This is a genomic window from Micromonospora sp. NBC_01392 (assembly GCF_045040125.1).
Classification (GTDB): domain Bacteria; phylum Actinomycetota; class Actinomycetes; order Mycobacteriales; family Micromonosporaceae; genus Micromonospora.
In genome coordinates, this window is sequence record NZ_CP109549.1 from 434680 (window position 1) to 452088 (window position 17409).

General features: G+C 73.9%; 15 protein-coding genes. 4 read left to right on the plus strand and 11 right to left on the minus strand.

Annotated features, from left to right (window positions below):
* Positions 1-22 precede the first annotated feature (22 nt).
* Positions 23-2224: a chromosome partitioning protein gene (locus OG767_RS02010; RefSeq protein ID WP_405091896.1), complete on the minus strand. Its 2202-nt coding sequence runs from the start codon at positions 2222-2224 to the stop codon at positions 23-25.
* Between the two features lie 77 nt (positions 2225-2301).
* Complete coding sequence (locus OG767_RS02015) at positions 2302-3300, minus strand: diacylglycerol kinase family protein (RefSeq protein ID WP_405091897.1); 999 nt, start codon at positions 3298-3300, stop codon at positions 2302-2304.
* Positions 3301-3422: 122 nt separating this feature from the next.
* Here OG767_RS02015 and OG767_RS02020 point away from each other — a divergent pair, with 122 nt between their 5' ends.
* The 3 genes from OG767_RS02020 to purD all read left to right on the plus strand — a co-directional run bounded on the left by OG767_RS02020 (position 3423) and on the right by purD (position 7196).
* The gene (locus tag OG767_RS02020) at positions 3423-4712 is read left to right on the plus strand and encodes an adenylosuccinate synthase (protein WP_405091898.1); all 1290 of its coding nucleotides are present in this window, start codon (positions 3423-3425) and stop codon (positions 4710-4712) included.
* Between the two features lie 213 nt (positions 4713-4925).
* Positions 4926-5864, plus strand: a complete 939-nt coding sequence (locus OG767_RS02025) for a type IV toxin-antitoxin system AbiEi family antitoxin domain-containing protein (protein ID WP_405091899.1) — start codon at positions 4926-4928, stop codon at positions 5862-5864.
* A gap of 84 nt (positions 5865-5948) precedes the next feature.
* Positions 5949-7196, plus strand: coding sequence for a phosphoribosylamine--glycine ligase (purD, locus tag OG767_RS02030; protein WP_405091900.1), 1248 nt, complete (start codon positions 5949-5951; stop codon positions 7194-7196).
* An 84-nt stretch (positions 7197-7280) separates the two neighbouring features.
* On the opposite strand, the gene OG767_RS02035 is transcribed toward purD, so the two are convergent.
* The 4 genes from OG767_RS02035 to OG767_RS02050 form a co-directional block, all read right to left on the minus strand.
* The gene (locus OG767_RS02035) at positions 7281-8774 is read right to left on the minus strand and encodes a N,N-dimethylformamidase beta subunit family domain-containing protein (protein ID WP_405091901.1); all 1494 of its coding nucleotides are present in this window, start codon (positions 8772-8774) and stop codon (positions 7281-7283) included.
* 73 nt (positions 8775-8847) lie between these two features.
* On the minus strand, positions 8848-10413 hold the full coding sequence (locus tag OG767_RS02040) for an AMP-binding protein (protein ID WP_405091902.1): 1566 nt from the start codon (positions 10411-10413) through the stop codon (positions 8848-8850).
* A 165-nt stretch (positions 10414-10578) separates the two neighbouring features.
* A complete protein-coding gene (locus OG767_RS02045; protein ID WP_281933594.1) occupies positions 10579-11793 on the minus strand; it encodes an acyl-CoA dehydrogenase family protein in 1215 nt (404 codons plus the stop codon).
* Between the two features lie 2 nt (positions 11794-11795).
* A complete protein-coding gene (locus OG767_RS02050; RefSeq protein WP_343444160.1) occupies positions 11796-12248 on the minus strand; it encodes an SCP2 sterol-binding domain-containing protein in 453 nt (150 codons plus the stop codon).
* Positions 12249-12314: 66 nt separating this feature from the next.
* Here OG767_RS02050 and OG767_RS02055 point away from each other — a divergent pair, with 66 nt between their 5' ends.
* Complete coding sequence (locus OG767_RS02055; protein ID WP_357304213.1) at positions 12315-12953, plus strand: TetR/AcrR family transcriptional regulator; 639 nt, start codon at positions 12315-12317, stop codon at positions 12951-12953.
* A 45-nt stretch (positions 12954-12998) separates the two neighbouring features.
* Here the strand turns inward: OG767_RS02055 and OG767_RS02060 are convergent, their stop codons facing one another.
* The 5 genes from OG767_RS02060 to OG767_RS02080 all read right to left on the minus strand — a co-directional run bounded on the left by OG767_RS02060 (position 12999) and on the right by OG767_RS02080 (position 17379).
* Positions 12999-13625 (minus strand): DedA family protein, encoded by a 627-nt coding sequence (locus tag OG767_RS02060; RefSeq protein WP_405091903.1) that lies wholly within the window; start codon positions 13623-13625, stop codon positions 12999-13001.
* Between the two features lie 23 nt (positions 13626-13648).
* Positions 13649-14911 (minus strand): adenylosuccinate synthetase, encoded by a 1263-nt coding sequence (locus OG767_RS02065; protein ID WP_405091904.1) that lies wholly within the window; start codon positions 14909-14911, stop codon positions 13649-13651.
* On the minus strand, positions 14908-15867 hold the full coding sequence (locus tag OG767_RS02070; RefSeq protein WP_281933589.1) for a hypothetical protein: 960 nt from the start codon (positions 15865-15867) through the stop codon (positions 14908-14910). Before OG767_RS02070 ends, OG767_RS02065 begins: the two co-directional genes overlap by 4 nt.
* A 10-nt stretch (positions 15868-15877) precedes the next feature.
* A complete protein-coding gene (locus OG767_RS02075; protein ID WP_405091905.1) occupies positions 15878-16528 on the minus strand; it encodes a serine/threonine protein kinase in 651 nt (216 codons plus the stop codon).
* Between the two features lie 98 nt (positions 16529-16626).
* A complete protein-coding gene (locus OG767_RS02080; protein WP_405094108.1) occupies positions 16627-17379 on the minus strand; it encodes an NUDIX domain-containing protein in 753 nt (250 codons plus the stop codon).
* Positions 17380-17409: the final 30 nt, after the last annotated feature.

Sequence of the window (17409 nt, forward strand, 5' to 3'; positions counted from 1 at the left end):
CCGGGCCGGCCGTCGCGCCGTCCTACAGCCCTTCCGCCACCGACGCGGCGATCTTCAGCCAGGCGTCGCGGGTGGCGGCCGAGAGTTGGCCGTAGCGCAACGGCTCGCCGGTGTCGATGAGCCGCTCGTACGGCGCCAGCAGCACCGCCCGGGTGCGGGCGGCGAAGTGGGCCTGGATGGCCGGCAGGTCGATCTCCTTGCGTGACGGTGGCATCGAGACGACCGTGACCGCCTGCCGGACCAGCCGCTGCCGGCCGCTCTGCTCCAGGTGGTCCAGCATCCGGGCGGCGGTCTCGGCCGAGTCGTTCCGCGCCGACATGGTGACCACCAACTGGTCGGTGGCGTCCATGGCGGCCTGCCAGTTCTGCGCCCGGACGTTGTTCCCGGTGTCCACGAAGATCAGCTTGTAGAAGCGGCTGACCACGTCCCGGATCTCGGCGAACGCGGCGGCGGTCAGCATCTCACCGCCGGTCGCCGACTCGTCCGAGGCGAGCACGTCGAACATCCCCTCGCCCTGCGAGCGGACGTACTGCGACAGGTCGCCGACGCGTCCCTGCGCACCCTGGAACTGGCCCAGGTCGCGCAGCATGTCCCGCACCGTACGGGCGTGGAAGTCCTGCTGCGCCCGCATGCCGAGGGTGCCCTGGGTCTCGTTGTTGTCCCAGGCCAGCACGTAGCCACCGCGCTTCTGGCCGAACGTCATGGCGAGCAGCAGGATGGCCACCGTCTTGCCGGCGCCGCCCTTCGGGTTGACCACGGTCACCTGGCGCAGCCCGCCGAAGTTGCGGCGGACCATCTCGATGTCGCGCTTCATCTCCTGCTCGTGCCGGCCGGGCGCGAGCCGGACCAGCCCGATCCGGTTCACCACCGCGCGGACGCCCATGGTGGCCACCGGGTCGACCGGCCGGACCTGACGCCGCCGGGCGAAGTCCTCCGCCGTCGGCGGCACCACCTGCGGTGCAGGCCAGCCCTGCTCCGGGTACACCCCGGGCGGCACGGCCGGCTGACGCGCCGGCCCCGGCAACGGCGGGTACGCCGTCCCGGTCGCCGGCGGCCCGGACGCCTGCGGGTACGCCGTCCCGACTGCCGGTGGGCCGGGCACCGGCGGGTACGTCGCCCCGACTGCCGGTTGGCCGGGCACCGGCGGGTAAGCCGTCCCGGTCGCCGGTGGGCCGGACGCCGGCGGCTGCGGCGGCTGTGCCGGCACACCCGGTTGCGGCATCCCGGCCTGTGGCGGCATCCCCGCGTGCGGCGGCACCCCGGCGTGGGCCGACCTGACCGCCTGTGGCGGTACGCCGCCGTGTGGCGGTGCTCCCGCCTCGACCGGTCCGCCGGCCGGGGATGGTCCGCTCGCCTCCTGTGGCGCACCCGGCTGCGGCGGCGGCCATCCCGGCGGGTACCAACCCGGCTGGCCGGGCTGCGGCGGGTAGGTGACCGGCGGGTAGACCGAGCCGGTGCCGGTGCCGGACGGCTGCTGCGGCAGGGGCATGCCCGGCGACGGCGGGAACGGGCCGAGCCGGGGCGGGGACTCCTCGGCCGGTACGCCCGGCCCGGCCGCCGGCTGCGGACCGTCCACGGGTGCCGAACCGACCGGAGCGGTGGCGGCCTCGACGGTGGCGCGCTGCGGTGGCTGCGCCCACGGTGACTCGGTCCGGCCGTTCGCCGGGGCGTCACCGCCACTGTTCACCCGCGTCGGGATCGGGGTTGGACCGGCGTCGTCCACGGGCGCGGCGGTGGCCCCGGGGCCGGTCGCCGGAGCGGCGGGCCGGTCGTGCAGCGTCGCCGGCCGGTACGGATGCGCCGCCGGTCCGGCACGATCGACGTCGGCTGTCGAGGCGGCCCACGCCGGAGCCGGCGGTCCACTCCGGCCCGGAACGGCCATCGGGCCGGCCTGCGGCGACGGGACCGGCGTGGCCTGTGGCGACGGGGTCGGGGTGGCCTGTGGTGACGGGGTCGGCGTGGCCTGTGGCGACGGGGTCGGGGTGGCCTGTGGTGACGGGACCAGGGTGGCCTGCGGCGACGGGGCCGGCGTGGCCTGCGGCGACGGAACCGGGGCGTCGGCCGGCGGGAGGGGCCAAGGCGGCACGGCCGGCTGGGCCGGGGCCGCCCACGGCGGCGCGGTGACCACCCCGTCGATCTCCTCGGGCGGCCAGAGCGGCTCGATGTCCCGCTCCGGCACCTGCGGTCGGCCCGGTACGTGGGCCCGGTCGTCGTTCTCGTGCACCACGGTTCCTCCAGATCCCTCCCGCCGAGGATAGGCGGTCCGGCCAGCGGCGTGGCCCGGGCACGGATCGATCAGGGTCAGCCCGTCCAGACCGCCCAGGCGCCCGGCTCGGTCCACCAGGACCGTTTCCGGCTCAGTTCACCCTCGACGCCGTCGTCGAGGAAGGGCACCCGATCGTCCCGGGGCACGACCGCCACGGCCCGGCCCCGGGCCCGGCGTACCTCGAGCCGGACCTTCTTCCGGCCCAACGCGGATCGGGTGACCACGGGCACGGCCACGCCCACCGCGATCCGGCCGTCGGTCGGATCGGGGTCGGCCAGCAGCGTCACCTCGCCGAGGCGCGCGTACCCGCCCGCGTTGCCGATCGCGCACGCGGTGATCGGCTCGGAGCCGTCGCTGAGCACCGCGCCGTCGACCTCGACACGGGCCCGCCAGTGCAGTGGCCGCCCGGCGTCGTCGGCGGCGCCGAGCAGCGCGCCGTCGAGCGTCACCGAGCCACCGTCGTTGCGCAGCAGGTCCAGTCGGCGTGCCGTGCCGTCCAGCACCGCCGTGGCCACCGCCGCCGGGTCACGCGGCAGCCCGAGCTGCGCGGCCAGGTCCCGCGCCGTCCCGGACCGGGCCGGATCGAGCGGGAGTACGCCGACCGGGGGCAGGTCGGGCAGCGTGCGGTTCTCCGGCAGGTCGGCGGGGCGGCGGCTGGGCGGCGGAGCGTACCGGCGGACCAGCCGACGCAGCACGGCGCGCAACTGACCGTCACTGGCCGTGGCGACGATCAGCCGGGTCTTGCCGTCGGGGTCCGGCCAGGTGAGGCCGTCGGGGCGGGGCGGGCCGTCGAGGCGGGCCAGCACCTCGTCGATCTCCGCATCTGACCGGGCGGTCACCGTGGTCACCCGCGCGCCCCGGGCGGTCAGCGCGTCCGCGCAGGCCAGCACCGGTACGCGCGGCGTCTCGCAGCGCTCCTCGCCGGCTGCCTCGACGGTCTCGTCCGCGCCACCACAGCAGGCCCCGCCGCTGCCGCAGCCCGCACCGGGAGCGTCCCGCTCCGAGCCGAGGGTGAGCAGCACCACGTCGTACACGAACGAGCCTCCTGCTTCTCGACGAACCCCTGCCGGTCCCGCCGTCACTACTTGTTAGCCTGACACCCCGGGCTCGCCGACCGGTCGCCACCTGGCACCCGAGCCTTCTGGAGGCGGAGAAGATGCCAGCGATCGTGCTCCTCGGCGCCCAATGGGGCGACGAGGGCAAGGGCAAGGTTACCGACCTGCTGGGTGAGCGGGTCGACTACGTCGTGCGCTACTCCGGCGGGAACAACGCCGGCCACACCGTGATCACGCCGGACGGCCAGAAGTACGCGCTGCACCTGATGCCGTCCGGCGCGCTCTCGCCGAGCGCGATGATCGTCATCGGCAACGGCGTGGTGGTCGACCCGAAGGTGCTGCTGCAGGAGATCGACGGGCTCGCCGAGCGCGGCGTGGACGTCTCCCGGCTGCGCATCTCCGGCGACGCGCACCTGATCATGCCGCACCACCGGGCGCTGGACCGGGTGGTCGAGCGCTACCTGGGCAGCTCCCGGATCGGCACCACCGGCCGGGGCATCGGCCCGGCGTACGGCGACAAGGTCGCCCGGATGGGCATCCGGCTCCAGGATCTGCTCGACCCGGGCATCCTGCGCAAGAAGCTGGAGCTGGCGCTCCGGGAGAAGAACCAGACGCTGTTCAAGGTCTACAACCGCAAGGCGATCGACGTCGACGAGACCGTCGAGGAGTACCTCGCGTACGCCGAGCGGCTGCGGCCCTACATCGCCGAGACCCGGGTGATGCTCTGGGACGCGCTCGACCGCGGCGAGACCGTGCTGCTGGAGGGTGCCCAGGCCACCATGCTCGACATGGACCACGGCACGTATCCGTTCGTCACCTCGTCGAACCCGACCGCCGGTGGGGCGTGCGTGGGCGCCGGCATCCCGCCGACCGCGATCACCAAGGTCATCGCGGTGAGCAAGGCGTACACCACCCGGGTCGGCTCCGGCCCGTTCCCGACCGAGCTGTTCGACGACAACGGGCAGCACCTGCGCAAGGTCGGCCACGAGTACGGCACCACCACCGGTCGGGAGCGCCGGTGCGGCTGGTTCGACGCCGTGGTGGCCCGGTACGCCTGCCGCCTGAACGGCGTCACCGACCTGGTGGTGACCAAGCTGGACGTGTTGACCGGCCTGCCCAAGGTGCCGATCTGCGTCGGGTACGAGATCAACGGCGAGCGTTTCGACGACATGCCGATGACGCAGACCGACTTCCACCACGCCACGCCGATCTACGAAGAGCTCGACGGCTGGTGGGAGGACATCACCAAGGCGAGGACCGAGGACGAGCTCCCCGAGAACGCGAGGCGCTACATAGCCCGCATCGAGGAACTCACCAACACCCGGGTGAGCGTCGTAGGCGTAGGCCCCGGCCGCGAGGAAAACGTCCTCCGCCACCCCCTCCTCCCCTAACCCCCCCCACCCCCACCCCACCCCACCCCACCCCACCCCGCCCCCACTGCGTCGATCATGAAGTTAGCGGCCGATTTGTAGATCCACATCGCCGCCAACTTCATGATCGACGGGGCGGGGGGAGCGAAGTCGGCGACCGGTGGTTGTCCACAGGGTGGGGAGGGTTTTCCACAGGGGCTTTTCGCGGGGTGTGGTCGCCGGGAGGCTCGGTGGGTGGAACGTGAGTCGGTGCTCGGGCGAATTGCCGGGGAACAGGGTGGCGTCGTCACTCGGGAGCAGGCGCTGCGTGTCGGCTTCAGTCGACATGAGATCGACAATCTCCTCACCTCCGGTCGATGGCGACGGCTGGCACGCGCGACGTATGCCGTGCGGCCCTCCTCCGGGTCGGCCACCCGGGAACGACATTGCGCGATTCGGGCTGCGGTGCTGTCGTCGGGGCCGGAGGCGCACGCCGTCCTCGCTACCGCCGCGGAACTGCACGGGATCGCGGGCCTCCCGCGAACGCCTGCCATCCACGTCGCCTTACCAGGCGACGCCGCCCGACCGGCGCGCGTCCGGGATCGCGTCGTCGTCCTGCACCAGTTCGAGCATGCCGCCGGCGACCTGACGTCGGTCGACGGCATCCCGGTGACCGTCCCCGTGCGGACACTTGCGGATCTGATCCGCCGGGAGCGCCGATACGCCGCCGTCGCGCTGCTCGACTCGGCGCTGAACCGCGGGAAGCTCAGCGAGGACGAGTTCGGTTCCATCCCTGCCCTGATCGCGGGTCGGCGAGGTGCGGTGGCTGCACGCACCTACCTGGCCGAGGCGAACGGCGCGGCGCAGTCGCCGCTCGAGACACGCACCCGGCTCCGCTGTGTCGACGGCGGCGTCCCACCGGACGCCCTCCAGGTCGAGGTGCGTGACACCGACGGCTATCTGCTCGGCATCGGAGACATGGGCTGGCGGGCCGCCCGGGTGATCGCCGAGGCGGACGGCCGGGAGCCGCACAGCGCTCCCGACGCGCTCTTCGACGATCGGCGACGCCAGAACCGCCTGGCCAACGCCGGGTGGGCCGTGCTCCGTTTCACCTGGCCCGACACCCTCCGCCCCGACTACATCCCGGAGGTGGTCCGCCAGGCCCTGACCGCCCGGATTACGCGTCGATCATGAGGTTGGCGGCATTTTCGATCTCACATCCTGCCGCCAACCTCATGATCAACGGGGTGGGGTGGTGGGGTCAGTAGGATGCCGGTCGTGCGGGTTCTTCTTGTGGGTGGTGGGGGGCGGGAGCATGCGCTCGCGCTCGGGTTGGCCGGCGACCCGGCCGTCGAGGCGCTTGTCGCGGCACCGGGGAATCCGGGGATCGCGGAGGTCGCCGCGCTGCGGGAGGTGACCCCCACCGATCCGGCCGCGGTGTCCGCGCTCGCCGTCGAACTGGCGGCCGACCTGGTGATCATCGGTCCGGAGGCGCCGCTGGTGGCCGGCGTCGCCGACGCGGTACGCGCCAAGGGCATCGCGGTGTTCGGCCCCGGCGCGGAGGCGGCCCGGCTGGAGGGCTCGAAGACGTTCGCGAAGGACGTGATGACCGCCGCCGGCGTGCCGACCGCCCGCGCGTACACCTGCGTCGACGCGGCCGAGGTGGCGCGGGCGCTGGACGAGTTCGGCGCGCCCTACGTGGTGAAGGACGACGGGCTCGCCGCCGGCAAGGGCGTGGTGGTCACCGACGACCGGGCGCTCGCCGAACGGCACGCCGCCGAGTGCGGCCGGGTGGTGATCGAGGAGTTCCTCGACGGTCCCGAGGTCTCGCTCTTCGTGGTCACCGACGGCGACGCGGCGCTGCCGCTGCTGCCGGCGCAGGACTTCAAGCGCGTCGGCGACGGCGACACCGGGCCGAACACCGGCGGCATGGGCGCGTACGCGCCGCTGCCGTGGGCGCCGGTGGGCCTGGTCGACGACGTGATGCGTGATGTGGTGCACCCGACGCTGGCCGAGTTGCGCCGCCGGGGCACCCCGTTCGCCGGCCTGCTCTACGTGGGTCTGGCGATCACCGCGAAGGGTCCCCGCGTGATCGAGTTCAACGCGCGCTTCGGCGACCCGGAGACGCAGGTGGTGCTCGCCCTGCTGGAGACGCCGTTGGCCGGGCTGCTGCACGCCGCCGCCACCGGCACGCTTGGCGCGCACCCGCCGCTGCGGTGGCGCGACGGCGCGGCGGTCACCGTCGTGGTCGCGGCCGAGGGCTACCCGGCGGGCCCGCGTACCGGTGATGTGATCACCGGCGCGGACCGCGCCGGGATCATCCACGCCGGCACCCGCCGCGACGCCGACGGCACGTTGCGCTCCGCGGGCGGCCGGGTCCTCTGCGGTACGGCCACCGGCCCGGACCTGGCCGCCGCGCGCGACGCCGCCTACGCGCTGGTACGCGGCGTCGAGCTGGCCGGCGCCCACCACCGCACCGACATCGCGGCGGCGGCGGTGGACGGCCGGATCACGATCCCGGGCTGACCGCGGGCGGCACCATGGCGAGCGCCGCGCGGACCACCGCACCGCACCGTGGTCGGTCCTGGGTGGAAATTTCGTAGGTGGCCGTCAGGCGGGCGCGGACCGGTCCCGGGCGACCATCCGGTCGAGCACGTTGGCGGTGGCCCGCTCGATCCGTGGATCGCGGTGGCCGCGCCGGTCCAGTGCCATGGTCCAGCCGAGCGTGCCGGTGGCGAACACGACCGCGCCCTGCGGCGTCTCGTGGACGTGGGTGCCCTGGAGCCGTCGGCCACCCTGCTGCGCCGGGTACGGCGACGAGCTGAGCATCGTCCCGCCGGGGCGGGGGACGCCCGCGTTCAGGCCGTCCGCCTCACCGGCCACCACGCCGGGGATGCGGTCCCCGTCGGCCACGCCGGTGCCGGCCCACACCCAGTGGTCGGCCGAGCGCACCACGAGCGGCTGCGGGGTCAGCACGATGCCGTTGTACTGCACGCCGAGCAGCGCCTGCTCCGGCCGGTCGAGGTCGCGCCAGGTGACCGTCGGGCCGGCGGCGTCCTCGCCCGGGTCGGGGCGGGTCTTGGCGCACTCGACCAGGCGTTCCGGGCGACCGTCCGCCGCGGTGCCCACGCGTACGTGCCAGTAGACGCTGTTCGCGCCGAAGAAGGCGAGGCTGGTGCCGCCGGCCAGCCCGGCCTCCACGGCCCGGCGCATCTCCGCCGACCAGTACTCGTCGTGCCCGCAGAACACCAGCCCCCGGTGCCGGGCCGGGTCGAGGCGACCGGAGTGCAGGTCGAAACTGGTCGCGTAGCTGACGTCGTAGCGGTTGCGTTCCAGCCACCGGATCGCGTCCTGGTCGCGGTCGGCCTGGGTGGGCAGGCCCGCGCCGGCGTACGGGCGGTCGAAGGAGACCGCCCGGGCCCGCAGCCCGGGATCGCGTCGGCCGTTCGGGCGGTAGCCGTTGTAGAGGCTCCGGCCGGCCCGCCGGTCGCGGGGCCACTGGTTGTACGCCTGCCAGGTGGTCACCGGCAGCACCACGCAGAGCGCGGCGGCCCGCCGGTCGTCGCGTACCACGAAGGGGGTGGCTGCCCGCCAGCCGGCGGCCGAGGTGAAGACCGCCTGGTAGAGGCCGGAGGCCCAGCCCTCGGGCACGCGCAGGCGCCAGGAGCGCGGCCACCGGCAGTCGAGCGCGCCGGTGTCCGGGTCGGCGGGCGGCACCGGCTGCGGCTCGCCGGCCAGTTCGGGGCTGGTCAGCAGCGTGCGGGCACCGGCGCCGGCGTACCAGCCGATCCGGTGCACGGTGATCCGGAACGGGCCGGCCGGGTCGACCGCGACGTGGAAGTCGATCGTCTCGCCGGGGGCGACGCTCGTCGTCGAGGCGTACCCCTGGATCTGACGTCGCCGGTCGTCGGCGGCCCGGCCGCCGTCCGCCGGCCACCAGGGCGCGCCGGCCGCGCGGTTCTCGATCTCGACCGGCGGGAGCTGCCGGGGGACCGGAGCGCTCTCGCGGTGCTCGCCGCGCACCGGTTCGAGGGGGCCGAGCGCGGAGGCGGACGCGCCGCCGAGGAGGAGGCCGAGCGCGGTTCGTCGGCGGAGTCGGACCATGGTGTTTTTCCCCGTTCACCCACTGAAACGCGGGCAAAGGTAGCACCATGCTCCGTCCTCTGTGGTCAGCCGATCAGTCGAAGTACCGGCGTAGTTCCCGACTCAGCACCTTGCCGGTGGCGTTACGGGGCAGGTACTTGACGAAGATCACATCGCGGGGCACCGAGAAGCGGGCCAGGTAGCGCCGGACGTACTCGCGGACCGCCTCCGGGTCGAGCGTCTCGCCGGGGCGCAGCGCCAGGAACGCGGCCAGCCGCTGCCCGTACTCCGGGTCCGGCACGCCGAGCACGGCCACCTCGCGGACCTGCGGCAACCGGGCGATCAGATCCTCCACCTCGGAGGGAAAGACGTTCTCGCCACCCGAGACGATCATGTCGTCGGCCCGCCCGTCCACGAAGAGCAGGCCCTCCGGGCTCAGTCGGCCCAGGTCGCCGGTGTCGAGCAGCCCGTCGCGGCTCTCCCGGCCGGCGCCCGACGTGTAGCCCTCGAAGAGCATCTCGTTGCCGACGAAGATCCGGCCGACCCGACCGTCCCGGACCGGCCGGCCCTCCTCGTCCACGATCTCCAGCCGGGTGCCGTGCGGCGGCCGGCCGGCCGTGGTGGGCGCGGCGCGCAGCTCGGCCGGGCCGGCGATGGACGCCCAGGAGACCTCGGTCGAGCCGTACAGGTTGTAGAGCACGTCGCCGTAGCGGTCCATGAACGCCGTGGCCAGGTTGCCCGGCAGCGCGGAGCCGCTGACCGCGACCACCTTGAGCGGCGGCCGGTGCGCCGGCGGCGCGACCTCCATCAGCCGTTGCAGCATCACCGGTACGGCGAAGAGCGCGTCGCACGGCTGGTCGGACAGCGCGGCCAGCGTGGCGGCCGGGTCGAAGCGGCGGTGCAGCACGACCGTGGCGCGCAGCGCGAACGAGACCTGGAGGGCGGCGTACCCCCAGGTGTGGAAGATCGGGGCGGCGATCATGACGACGTCCCGCGCGTGCAGCGGAATCCGGTCGATGATGGACACCAGCGGGCCGAAGCCGTGCGGGGTGGGCCGGCGGGCGCCCTTGGGCGTGCCGGTGGTGCCGGAGGTCAGCACGATGGTCCGGCCGTCGCGTTCCGGCGGCTGGAGCTTGTCGCCGGGCACCGCGCCGGCGATCAGCTCCTCCTGCCGTCGCTCGTCGACCCGGTGCAGTTCGGCCGGGAGGCCGAGCACCCGGTCGGCGAACTCGGCGTCGTGCACCAGCACGCGCAGGCCCTGCTCGTCGGCGACGGTGACCAGTTGGGCCGCGGAGAGGCCGGTGTTGACCAGGACGGCGTCCGCGCCGAGCAGCATCGACGCGACGATCGCCTCGATCAGCCCGTGGTGGTTACGGCAGAGCAGCCCCACCCGGTCGCCTGCCCGCACGCCGAGGCCGGAGCGCAGCGACCGGGCCAACCGTTCCGAGCGGTCCAGCAGCTCCTGGTAGGTCAGCGCGGCGCCGTGCTCGTCCACCACGGCGACCCGGCCGGGGTCGCGGGCGGCGGCCTGGCGCAGCTCGCCGGCGAGACTCCAGCCCCACCGGCGCAGCGCGTTCAGTTGCGAGGCCACCCGGATCGGGCGGCCCGGGGTGAGCAGTCCGCGTCGGGTCAGCGTGGCGACGATGAACGGCAGGTCCACGGCGCAACCTCCTTCGCGTTCGAGGTCTCCCGATCATGCATCCGGCCTGGTCGGTCGCGCGAGGGGGCCCGGCCCGCGACGGCGCCGACGGCGACCAGGTGGACCCCGGCCGCGCATCGGTACGCCCGGCACGGCGTGCCGTCGCGGGCCGTCCTCCGGCGGCGATCAGCGGATCTGCATCCCGGAGATGGCCCGGGAGATGACCAGCCGCTGGATCTCGGAGGTGCCCTCGAAGATGGTGTAGATCTTGGCGTCCCGGTACCACCGCTCGACCGGGTGGTCGCGCAGGAAGCCCGCGCCGCCGAGGAGCTGGACCGCCTTGTCGGTCACCGAGACCGCCACCTCGCCGGCCTTGAGCTTCGACATCGAGCCCTCGCCGGCGGTGAACGGCCGGTTGTTGCGGCCCATCCAGGACGCCCGCCAGACCAGCAGCCGGGCGGCGTCGATCTCCATCCGCATGTCGGCGAGCGCGAACGCGACCGCCTGGTTCTCGATGATCGGCCGCCCGAACTGCACCCGCTCCTTGGCGTAGTCGAGCGCGTACTCGTACGCGGCGCGGGCCACGCCGAGCGCCTGCGCGCCGACGGTCGGCCGGGACAGCTCGAACGTGCGCATCGCCGCCTGGCCGGAGGCGCGTTGGCCGGCGCGGGCCCGGGCCAGCCGCTCGTCGAGCGCGTCCCGGCCGCCGAGCAGGCAGCGGCCCGGCACCCGGACGTCGTCGAGGAAGACGTCGGCGGTGTGCGAGGCGCGCAGCCCGAGCTTGCGCAGCTTGCGGGTGGCGCTGAGGCCGGGCGTGCCCGGCGGTACGACGAACGCGGCCTGCCCGCGCGAGCCCAGCTCCGGCGCGACGGAGGCGGTGACCACGTGCACCCCGGCGATGCCGCCGTTGGTGGCGTACGCCTTCTGGCCGTTGAGCACCCACTCGTCGGTGGCCTCGTGGTAGACGGCGCGGGTCCGCATCGACCCGACGTCGGAGCCGGCCTCCGGCTCGGTGGTGCAGAACGCGGCGACGGCCGGCTGGTCGGTGTCGCCGAAGCACTGCGGCACCCACTCGACGAGCTGGTCCGGGGTGCCGGCGCCGTAGATGCCGGCGACCGCGAGGGCGGTGCCGAAGATGCTCAGGCCGATGCCGGCGTCGCCCCAGAAGAGCTCTTCGCTGGCGATCGGCAGGGAGAGGCCGGTGGGATCGGCCCAGCAGGTGGCGAGGAACTCGAACCCGTACAGGCCGACCTTCGCCGCCTCCTGGATGACCGGCCAGGGAGTCTCCTCCCGGGCGTCCCACTCGGCCGCGGCCGGGCGCACGACCTCGGCGGCGAAGCCGTGCACCCAGTCGCGAAGGTCCCGCTGTTCCTCGTTCAGGTCGAGCGAGAACTCGGCCATGGTCAGGCCTTGGGGATGTCGAACAGGTTGGCGATGTTGGCCGCCAGGCCGAGATCGCCCTTGGCCTTCAGCTTGCCGGTCATGAACATCATCACCGGGTTGGCGCCGCCGGAGACGATCTTCAGGAACTCGACCGGGCCCATGGTGAGGCTGAGCTTCGGGTCCCGGGTCGGGGTGTCCGAGACGGTGCAGGTGCCGTTCTCGATGACGATCTCGTAGGTGTCGGTGCCGCCGTCCGGACGACCGGTGATGTTCCAGTGGATGACCGCGTTGGTGGAGCCGGCGCGGTCGGCCCGGAACAGCGTGGGCATCCGGTTGAAGACCTCGCTGAGGATCTTGCCGCGCGCGTCACCGGACATGATCTCGGCGATCTTGTCGTCCGGCGTGGACTTGACCAGCTGCGCGAACTCCTTCGGGCCGACGTTCGCGAAGGTGGCCGGGTCGAAGTCAGTCATGGAAGACACCTCTCGATTTTGGTTACTCCGGCGTAACCTTACGCACGAGTAGGTATGCTTGCAAGGGTGTCCAGCACACCGACGTTCAAGCGCCTTCCCCGCGCCGTACGCGAGCAGCAGATGCTCGACGCGGCGGTCAAGGTCTTCTCCCGACGCGGCTTCCACGCCGCCAGCATGGACGAGATCGCCGACGACGCCGGCATCTCCAAGCCGATGGTCTACGCCTACCTCGGCACCAAGGAGGAACTCTTCGTCGCCTGCCTGCACCGCGAGGGCACCCGGATGATGGAGGCCATCGCCGGCGCCGCCGCCCCCGACCTGCCGGCCGACGAGCGGCTCTGGCGCGGGCTGCGCGCGTTCTTCGGCTTCGTCGGCGCGCACCGGGACGGCTGGGCGGTGCTCTACCGGCAGGCCCGGGGCTCCCAGCCGTTCGCCGCCGAGCTGGCCACCATGCGCGGCCGGCTGGTCGAGGTGGTCGCCGGCATGCTCGACCACGCGCTGCGCGCCTCCGGCCGCGAGGTCGGCGCCACCGACCTGGAGGTGGTGGCGTACGCGCTGGTCGGCGCGTCCGAGTCGTTGGCCGACTGGCTGGCCGACCACCCCGAGGCCGATGCCGAGAAGACCGCCACCCGGATGATGAACGTCGCCTGGCTGGGCGCCGACCAACTCCTACGCGGCATCACCTGGCGCCCGGGTGCGGTGTAAGGAGGGGCCCCCTGTTAACGCCTGCGGTATAGGTGGGGCCCCCTCTCAACAACCGCCGCGTCGCGCCGCGGCCCGGGCGCGCGCCCGGCGACGGGCCCAGCGGGCGGCCTCGAACAGGCCGGTGACCGCCACCGAGATGCCGATGCCGGCGAGCAGCCCGGTGACCGGGTTGTGCTCGAACGCCAGCCCGCCGAAGTAGCCGAGCAGCCCGCAGTAGATCCCCCAGGTGCCGCACGCCAACGCGTCGTAGAGCAGGAACGAGCGCAGCGGATAGCGGACCGCGCCCATGGTGAGCGTGACCGCGGTACGGCCGCCGGGCACGTAGCGCGCGGTCGTCAGGATCATCCCGCCGCGCCTGTCGACCGCCCGGCGGGCCCACTCGGAACTCGCCCGCCGCCGGCTGTCGGCGGGCAACCGGGCCAGCCGGTGCGCGCCCCCGCCGCGCCCGATGGCGTACGAGACGTGGTCGCCGACCAGTGCGCCGAGCGCGGCGGTCACGATCACCGCCACCAGGTTCGGCTCGCCGCTCGCCGCGAACACGCCAGCGGTGATCACCACGGTTTCACCCGGCACCGCCGGGAAGAACGCGTCGACCGCGGTGACCGCGACGATCACCAGGTACACCCACGGTGAGGTCACCGTCTGGTGCAGCAGGCCGAGCACGTCCCCCATGCCCCCATGCTCGACGCTGGGCGTTAAGCGGGGGCCCTTCCTATACAAAATGCGTTAACAAGGGGCCCCTCCTTCTCCTCAGCGGTGGGGCCGTGCGACGTCAGCAGGACGGGGGTGGCGAGCGCCTCCGACACCGCCGCCGGCCAGTCGGTGGGCGACTCGTCCAGCACCGGCCGGGCAAGCATCAGCCGGGTGGTGAGCGCGGCCTGCCGGTCCAGGTCCCCGGGTGGGCCGGGCACGAGCCGGTCGAGCCCGTCCGCGTACCGCCGGCACATGCGCAGGCGAGGGCCGGCCAGGTCGAGGTGGGTCAGCGCCAGCCCGTCCACGCCGCCCGCCACGTCGAGGGCGTACCGGTGGGCGACGGCGTCGAAGTGCCCGAACCGGAATCGGCCCTGCCATTCATTTGTCGGGTTGCGCGGGTCGGTGAACGGCAGCGCCGGGTCCTCGGTGACGAGCGGGCCGGGGCCGTGCCGGGTGGTGGTCACCCGCAGCACCCCGAGCCGCTGCGCGGTCCCGGCCATCCCGGCCTCGGCGAGCAGCGTCTCGGCGTTGGCGAACGTCGTGGTGCTCCACGTCGTGTACGGGTGGAAGCCGTGCCACTCGTCCAGCAGTACGCCCTGCGCGCCCTCGAACACGCAGGTGCCGGCGCGCAGCGCCCCGGCGAGCCAGCTCCGGTCGACGATCGCCACCCGGTCGGCGAACGCCGCGTACGCGGGCAGGCAGTCGTCGACCGGCGGTGCGTCCAGCGCCCCCAGTTCGGCGGTGAGCCGGTCGCGCAGCGCGGTGAGCCGGCGGCGCAGCACCGCCGGCCGGCGGCAGTCCGCGATCCGGGGCGCCTCGTCGGGGTGGGCGAGGCCGTACGCGACCGCCTCGCCCACCCCGAGCCCGCAGGAGCCGTGCCGGTCGGCTCCCCGGGCGATCTCCCGGGCCCGGTTGGCGGCCCGGTGGTACGGCGTGGCCAGCAACGCCTCCCCGTCCACGGTCAGCCGGTCGAACGCGTCGGGCACGCCGACCGACGCGAGGTGGTCGGCCTCGGCGGCCAGCGCCAGCGGGTCCACCACCACGTGCCGCGCCAGGTGCGTCCGCACGCCGGGACGGAACGTGCCGGCGCCGAACTGCGCGAACGTGTGCGCCCGCCCGTCGCGCAGCACCACGTTGTGCGCCGCCTGCGCGCCGCCGTTGAAGCGGACCACGGTGTGCACCGGCCGGGTCGCGCAGAGCGCGTCGACGACGGTGCCCTTGCCGGCGTCGCCGTAGCCGAGGTCGACCACCAGCACGTGGTTCACAGCCGGGTGACCCCGTTCCCGCCGTCGGTCGGGGCGAACGGCAGCGCCGCGACCGCGCGCCGGCCGCCGCCGAGCCCGGCGAGCGCCCGGGAGACGGTCCGGGCGGCGGTCGAGCCGGCCCGGTCCAGGTCGCTGAGCCCGGCGTCCAGGTCGATGGCCTGTTCGCCGAGGCCGACGGTGAGCGCGATGGTCTCGCAGACCGCGTCCAGGTCGTCCAGCTCGACCGCGTTCTGCCCGAGCAGGCCGCGCCAGAAGTCGAGCACCTTGCGGTTGCCGGCGTAGTGGCTGCCGGCCGGGAGCAGGTAGTAGGTGTCCCACCGCGCGGTCACCTCGTCCACCACCTGCCGGATCGGCAGGTCCTCGGCCAGGCCACCGCCGATCAGCCGGGTCACCTCACGCGCCTTCACCCGGGGGTACGCCAGCTCGTCGCCGATGATGAACAGGTAGCCGCGTCGGCCCCGCTTCTCCCAACTGTCGGTGGCGGTGTGCCGGGCCATGAAGTGCAGCGCCAGCTCGTACGACTCCATCATCTGGCCGCCCCCGCCGCCTTCCAGCACGATCCGGCCGAGGTCGTCGTCCATCCGGTTGTCGGACTCGAACTGCCCGATCTGGAGCGGCACCCGGTCGCAGGTGGCGTCGCCGATCGCGCCGAACAGCACCTGCGGGTCGCGGGCGTACCCCTGGCGGAGCAGCAGGCCGAGCAGTTGCGGCAGCTTGCGTTGGAGCACCCGGGGCACGTGTCCCATCGAGCCGGTGACGTCGAAGAGCACCGCGATCGGCGTCGACTGCGGGTGTTCGGCGGAGTCGCGGCTCTCCCGCGTCGCGTCGCGCGGGTCGAGTGCGGGGTGCACCTGCCGGGCCCCGCTGTCGCTGTAGGAGAACGCGCTCTTGCCGGTCCGGCGCCGGTAACGGTCGGCGGCGTCGTACACGTCGGTGGACCAGATTCCGCTGCCCATGGCAGCCTCCCTAGGGGTTGAGGGTGAAGGGTCGGAAGGTGCGCGGCCCGTAGAGCCGCTCCAGCACCTCGTCGAGTTCGCGGAGCAGCCGCCAGGCGTCGTCCGGCCGGGCGGTCAGCGCGGGTTGCCGACAGCCGGCCGCGAACGCGCGCAGCTCGCGTGGCGCGCGGTCGGCCATCAGCCAGTCCAGGCAGCGGGCCGCCAGCGCGATGTCGGTGCCGGGGCCGCAGGGCCGCTTCCCGGTGACCTCCGGCGGGTACCAGTCGGCCATGCCGGTGACCAGGGCCGGCACCAGCCCGCCGGGCTCGGTGGAGAAGCACCAGTCGACGAGCACCAGGCCGTGCGCATCCGGCTCGATCAGCACGTTCCGGGGGAGCACCGCGCCGTGCACCACGCCGGCCCGGTGGGCCAGGCCGAGCGCGACCAGCAGCCGTCGCCACATCCAGGCCGCGTCGCGGGGGTCGACCCCATCGGGGTACGCCCGGCGCACGTCCTCCAGGCTGTGCAGCCCGGGGACCGTCTCCAACTCGTTGACCAGCAGTTCCGCGCCGGTCGACGGGTCGCGCACCGGATAGGAGTCGACCAGCCGGGGCACGTACGCCAGGTGGCGGGCGTCGCCCCCCGCGGCGATCCGTCGCAGCGCGCGCGCCTCCCGCCTCATCAGGTCGTTGTCACTCGGATGCTGCGGCGCCTTGAGCTGCCGGTGAGAGGGGAGCCCTTCTCTACCGGAGGCGTTAAGCGGGGGCCCGTCCTTGCACCTCATCGGAGTTGCTCCTCGCGGGCGGGGCGCAGCAGGGCGGGGTGCAGGAGGCGGGCGTCGCCGGGGCGGTAGAGCTTGGCGCGAGGGCCGCCGCGTGCGCCGCCGCGCTCGGTGCTGGCGCCGGTGCTCTCCACGAAGCCCGGCACGGAGAGCACCTTGCGGTGGAAGTTGCCGGCGTGCAGCGGGTGGCCCCAGACCGTCTCGTAGACCGCGCGCAGCTCGGTGACGGTGAACTCGGGCGCGAGGAACCGGGTGGCCAGCGGCGTGTACTCCAGCTTGGAGCGGGCCCGCTCCAACCCGTCGTCGATGATCCGGCCGTGGTCGAAGGCGAGCTGTCGGCTGGTCAGCGCCGTCACCGGCAGCCAGATCGCCTCGTCGGCGTCGCTGTCGGCGACCGGGTCGGGCAGGTCGGGCGCGAACGCCAGGTGGGCGACGGAGACCACCCGCATGCGCGGGTCCCGGTCGGGTGCGCCGTAGCTGCCGAGCTGCTCCAGGTGCACCCGGCGCAGCCGTTCGCCGCCGAGCCCGGTCTCCTCGGCCAGCTCGCGCCGCGCGCCGGCGGCCAGGTCCTCGTCGGGGTGGACGAAGCCGCCGGGCAGTGCCCAGTGCCCCTCGTACGGCGGCGCGCCCCGGCGGATCAGCAGCAGGTGGAGCGCGTCCTCGCGGATGGTCAGCGCCACCACGTCGACGGTGACCGCGACCGCCGGGTAGTCGCGGGGGTCGTATCCGGCGAGGAAGTCCTGCTCGTTCACGGCGCTCACTCTCTCAGGTTGAGAACAACT

What these genes read in the sequence shown, in the direction of transcription:
- OG767_RS02075 (WP_405091905.1), bottom strand. Translation starts at nt 16,528, where the DNA reads ATGAGGCGGGAGGCGCGCGCGCTGCGACGGATCGCCGCGGGGGGCGAC.
- OG767_RS02050 (WP_343444160.1), bottom strand. Translation starts at nt 12,248, where the DNA reads ATGACTGACTTCGACCCGGCCACCTTCGCGAACGTCGGCCCGAAGGAG.
- OG767_RS02020 (WP_405091898.1), top strand. Translation starts at nt 3,423, where the DNA reads ATGCCAGCGATCGTGCTCCTCGGCGCCCAATGGGGCGACGAGGGCAAG.
- OG767_RS02045 (WP_281933594.1), bottom strand. Translation starts at nt 11,793, where the DNA reads ATGGCCGAGTTCTCGCTCGACCTGAACGAGGAACAGCGGGACCTTCGC.
- OG767_RS02070 (WP_281933589.1), bottom strand. Translation starts at nt 15,867, where the DNA reads ATGGGCAGCGGAATCTGGTCCACCGACGTGTACGACGCCGCCGACCGT.
- OG767_RS02060 (WP_405091903.1), bottom strand. Translation starts at nt 13,625, where the DNA reads ATGGGGGACGTGCTCGGCCTGCTGCACCAGACGGTGACCTCACCGTGG.
- OG767_RS02035 (WP_405091901.1), bottom strand. Translation starts at nt 8,774, where the DNA reads ATGGTCCGACTCCGCCGACGAACCGCGCTCGGCCTCCTCCTCGGCGGC.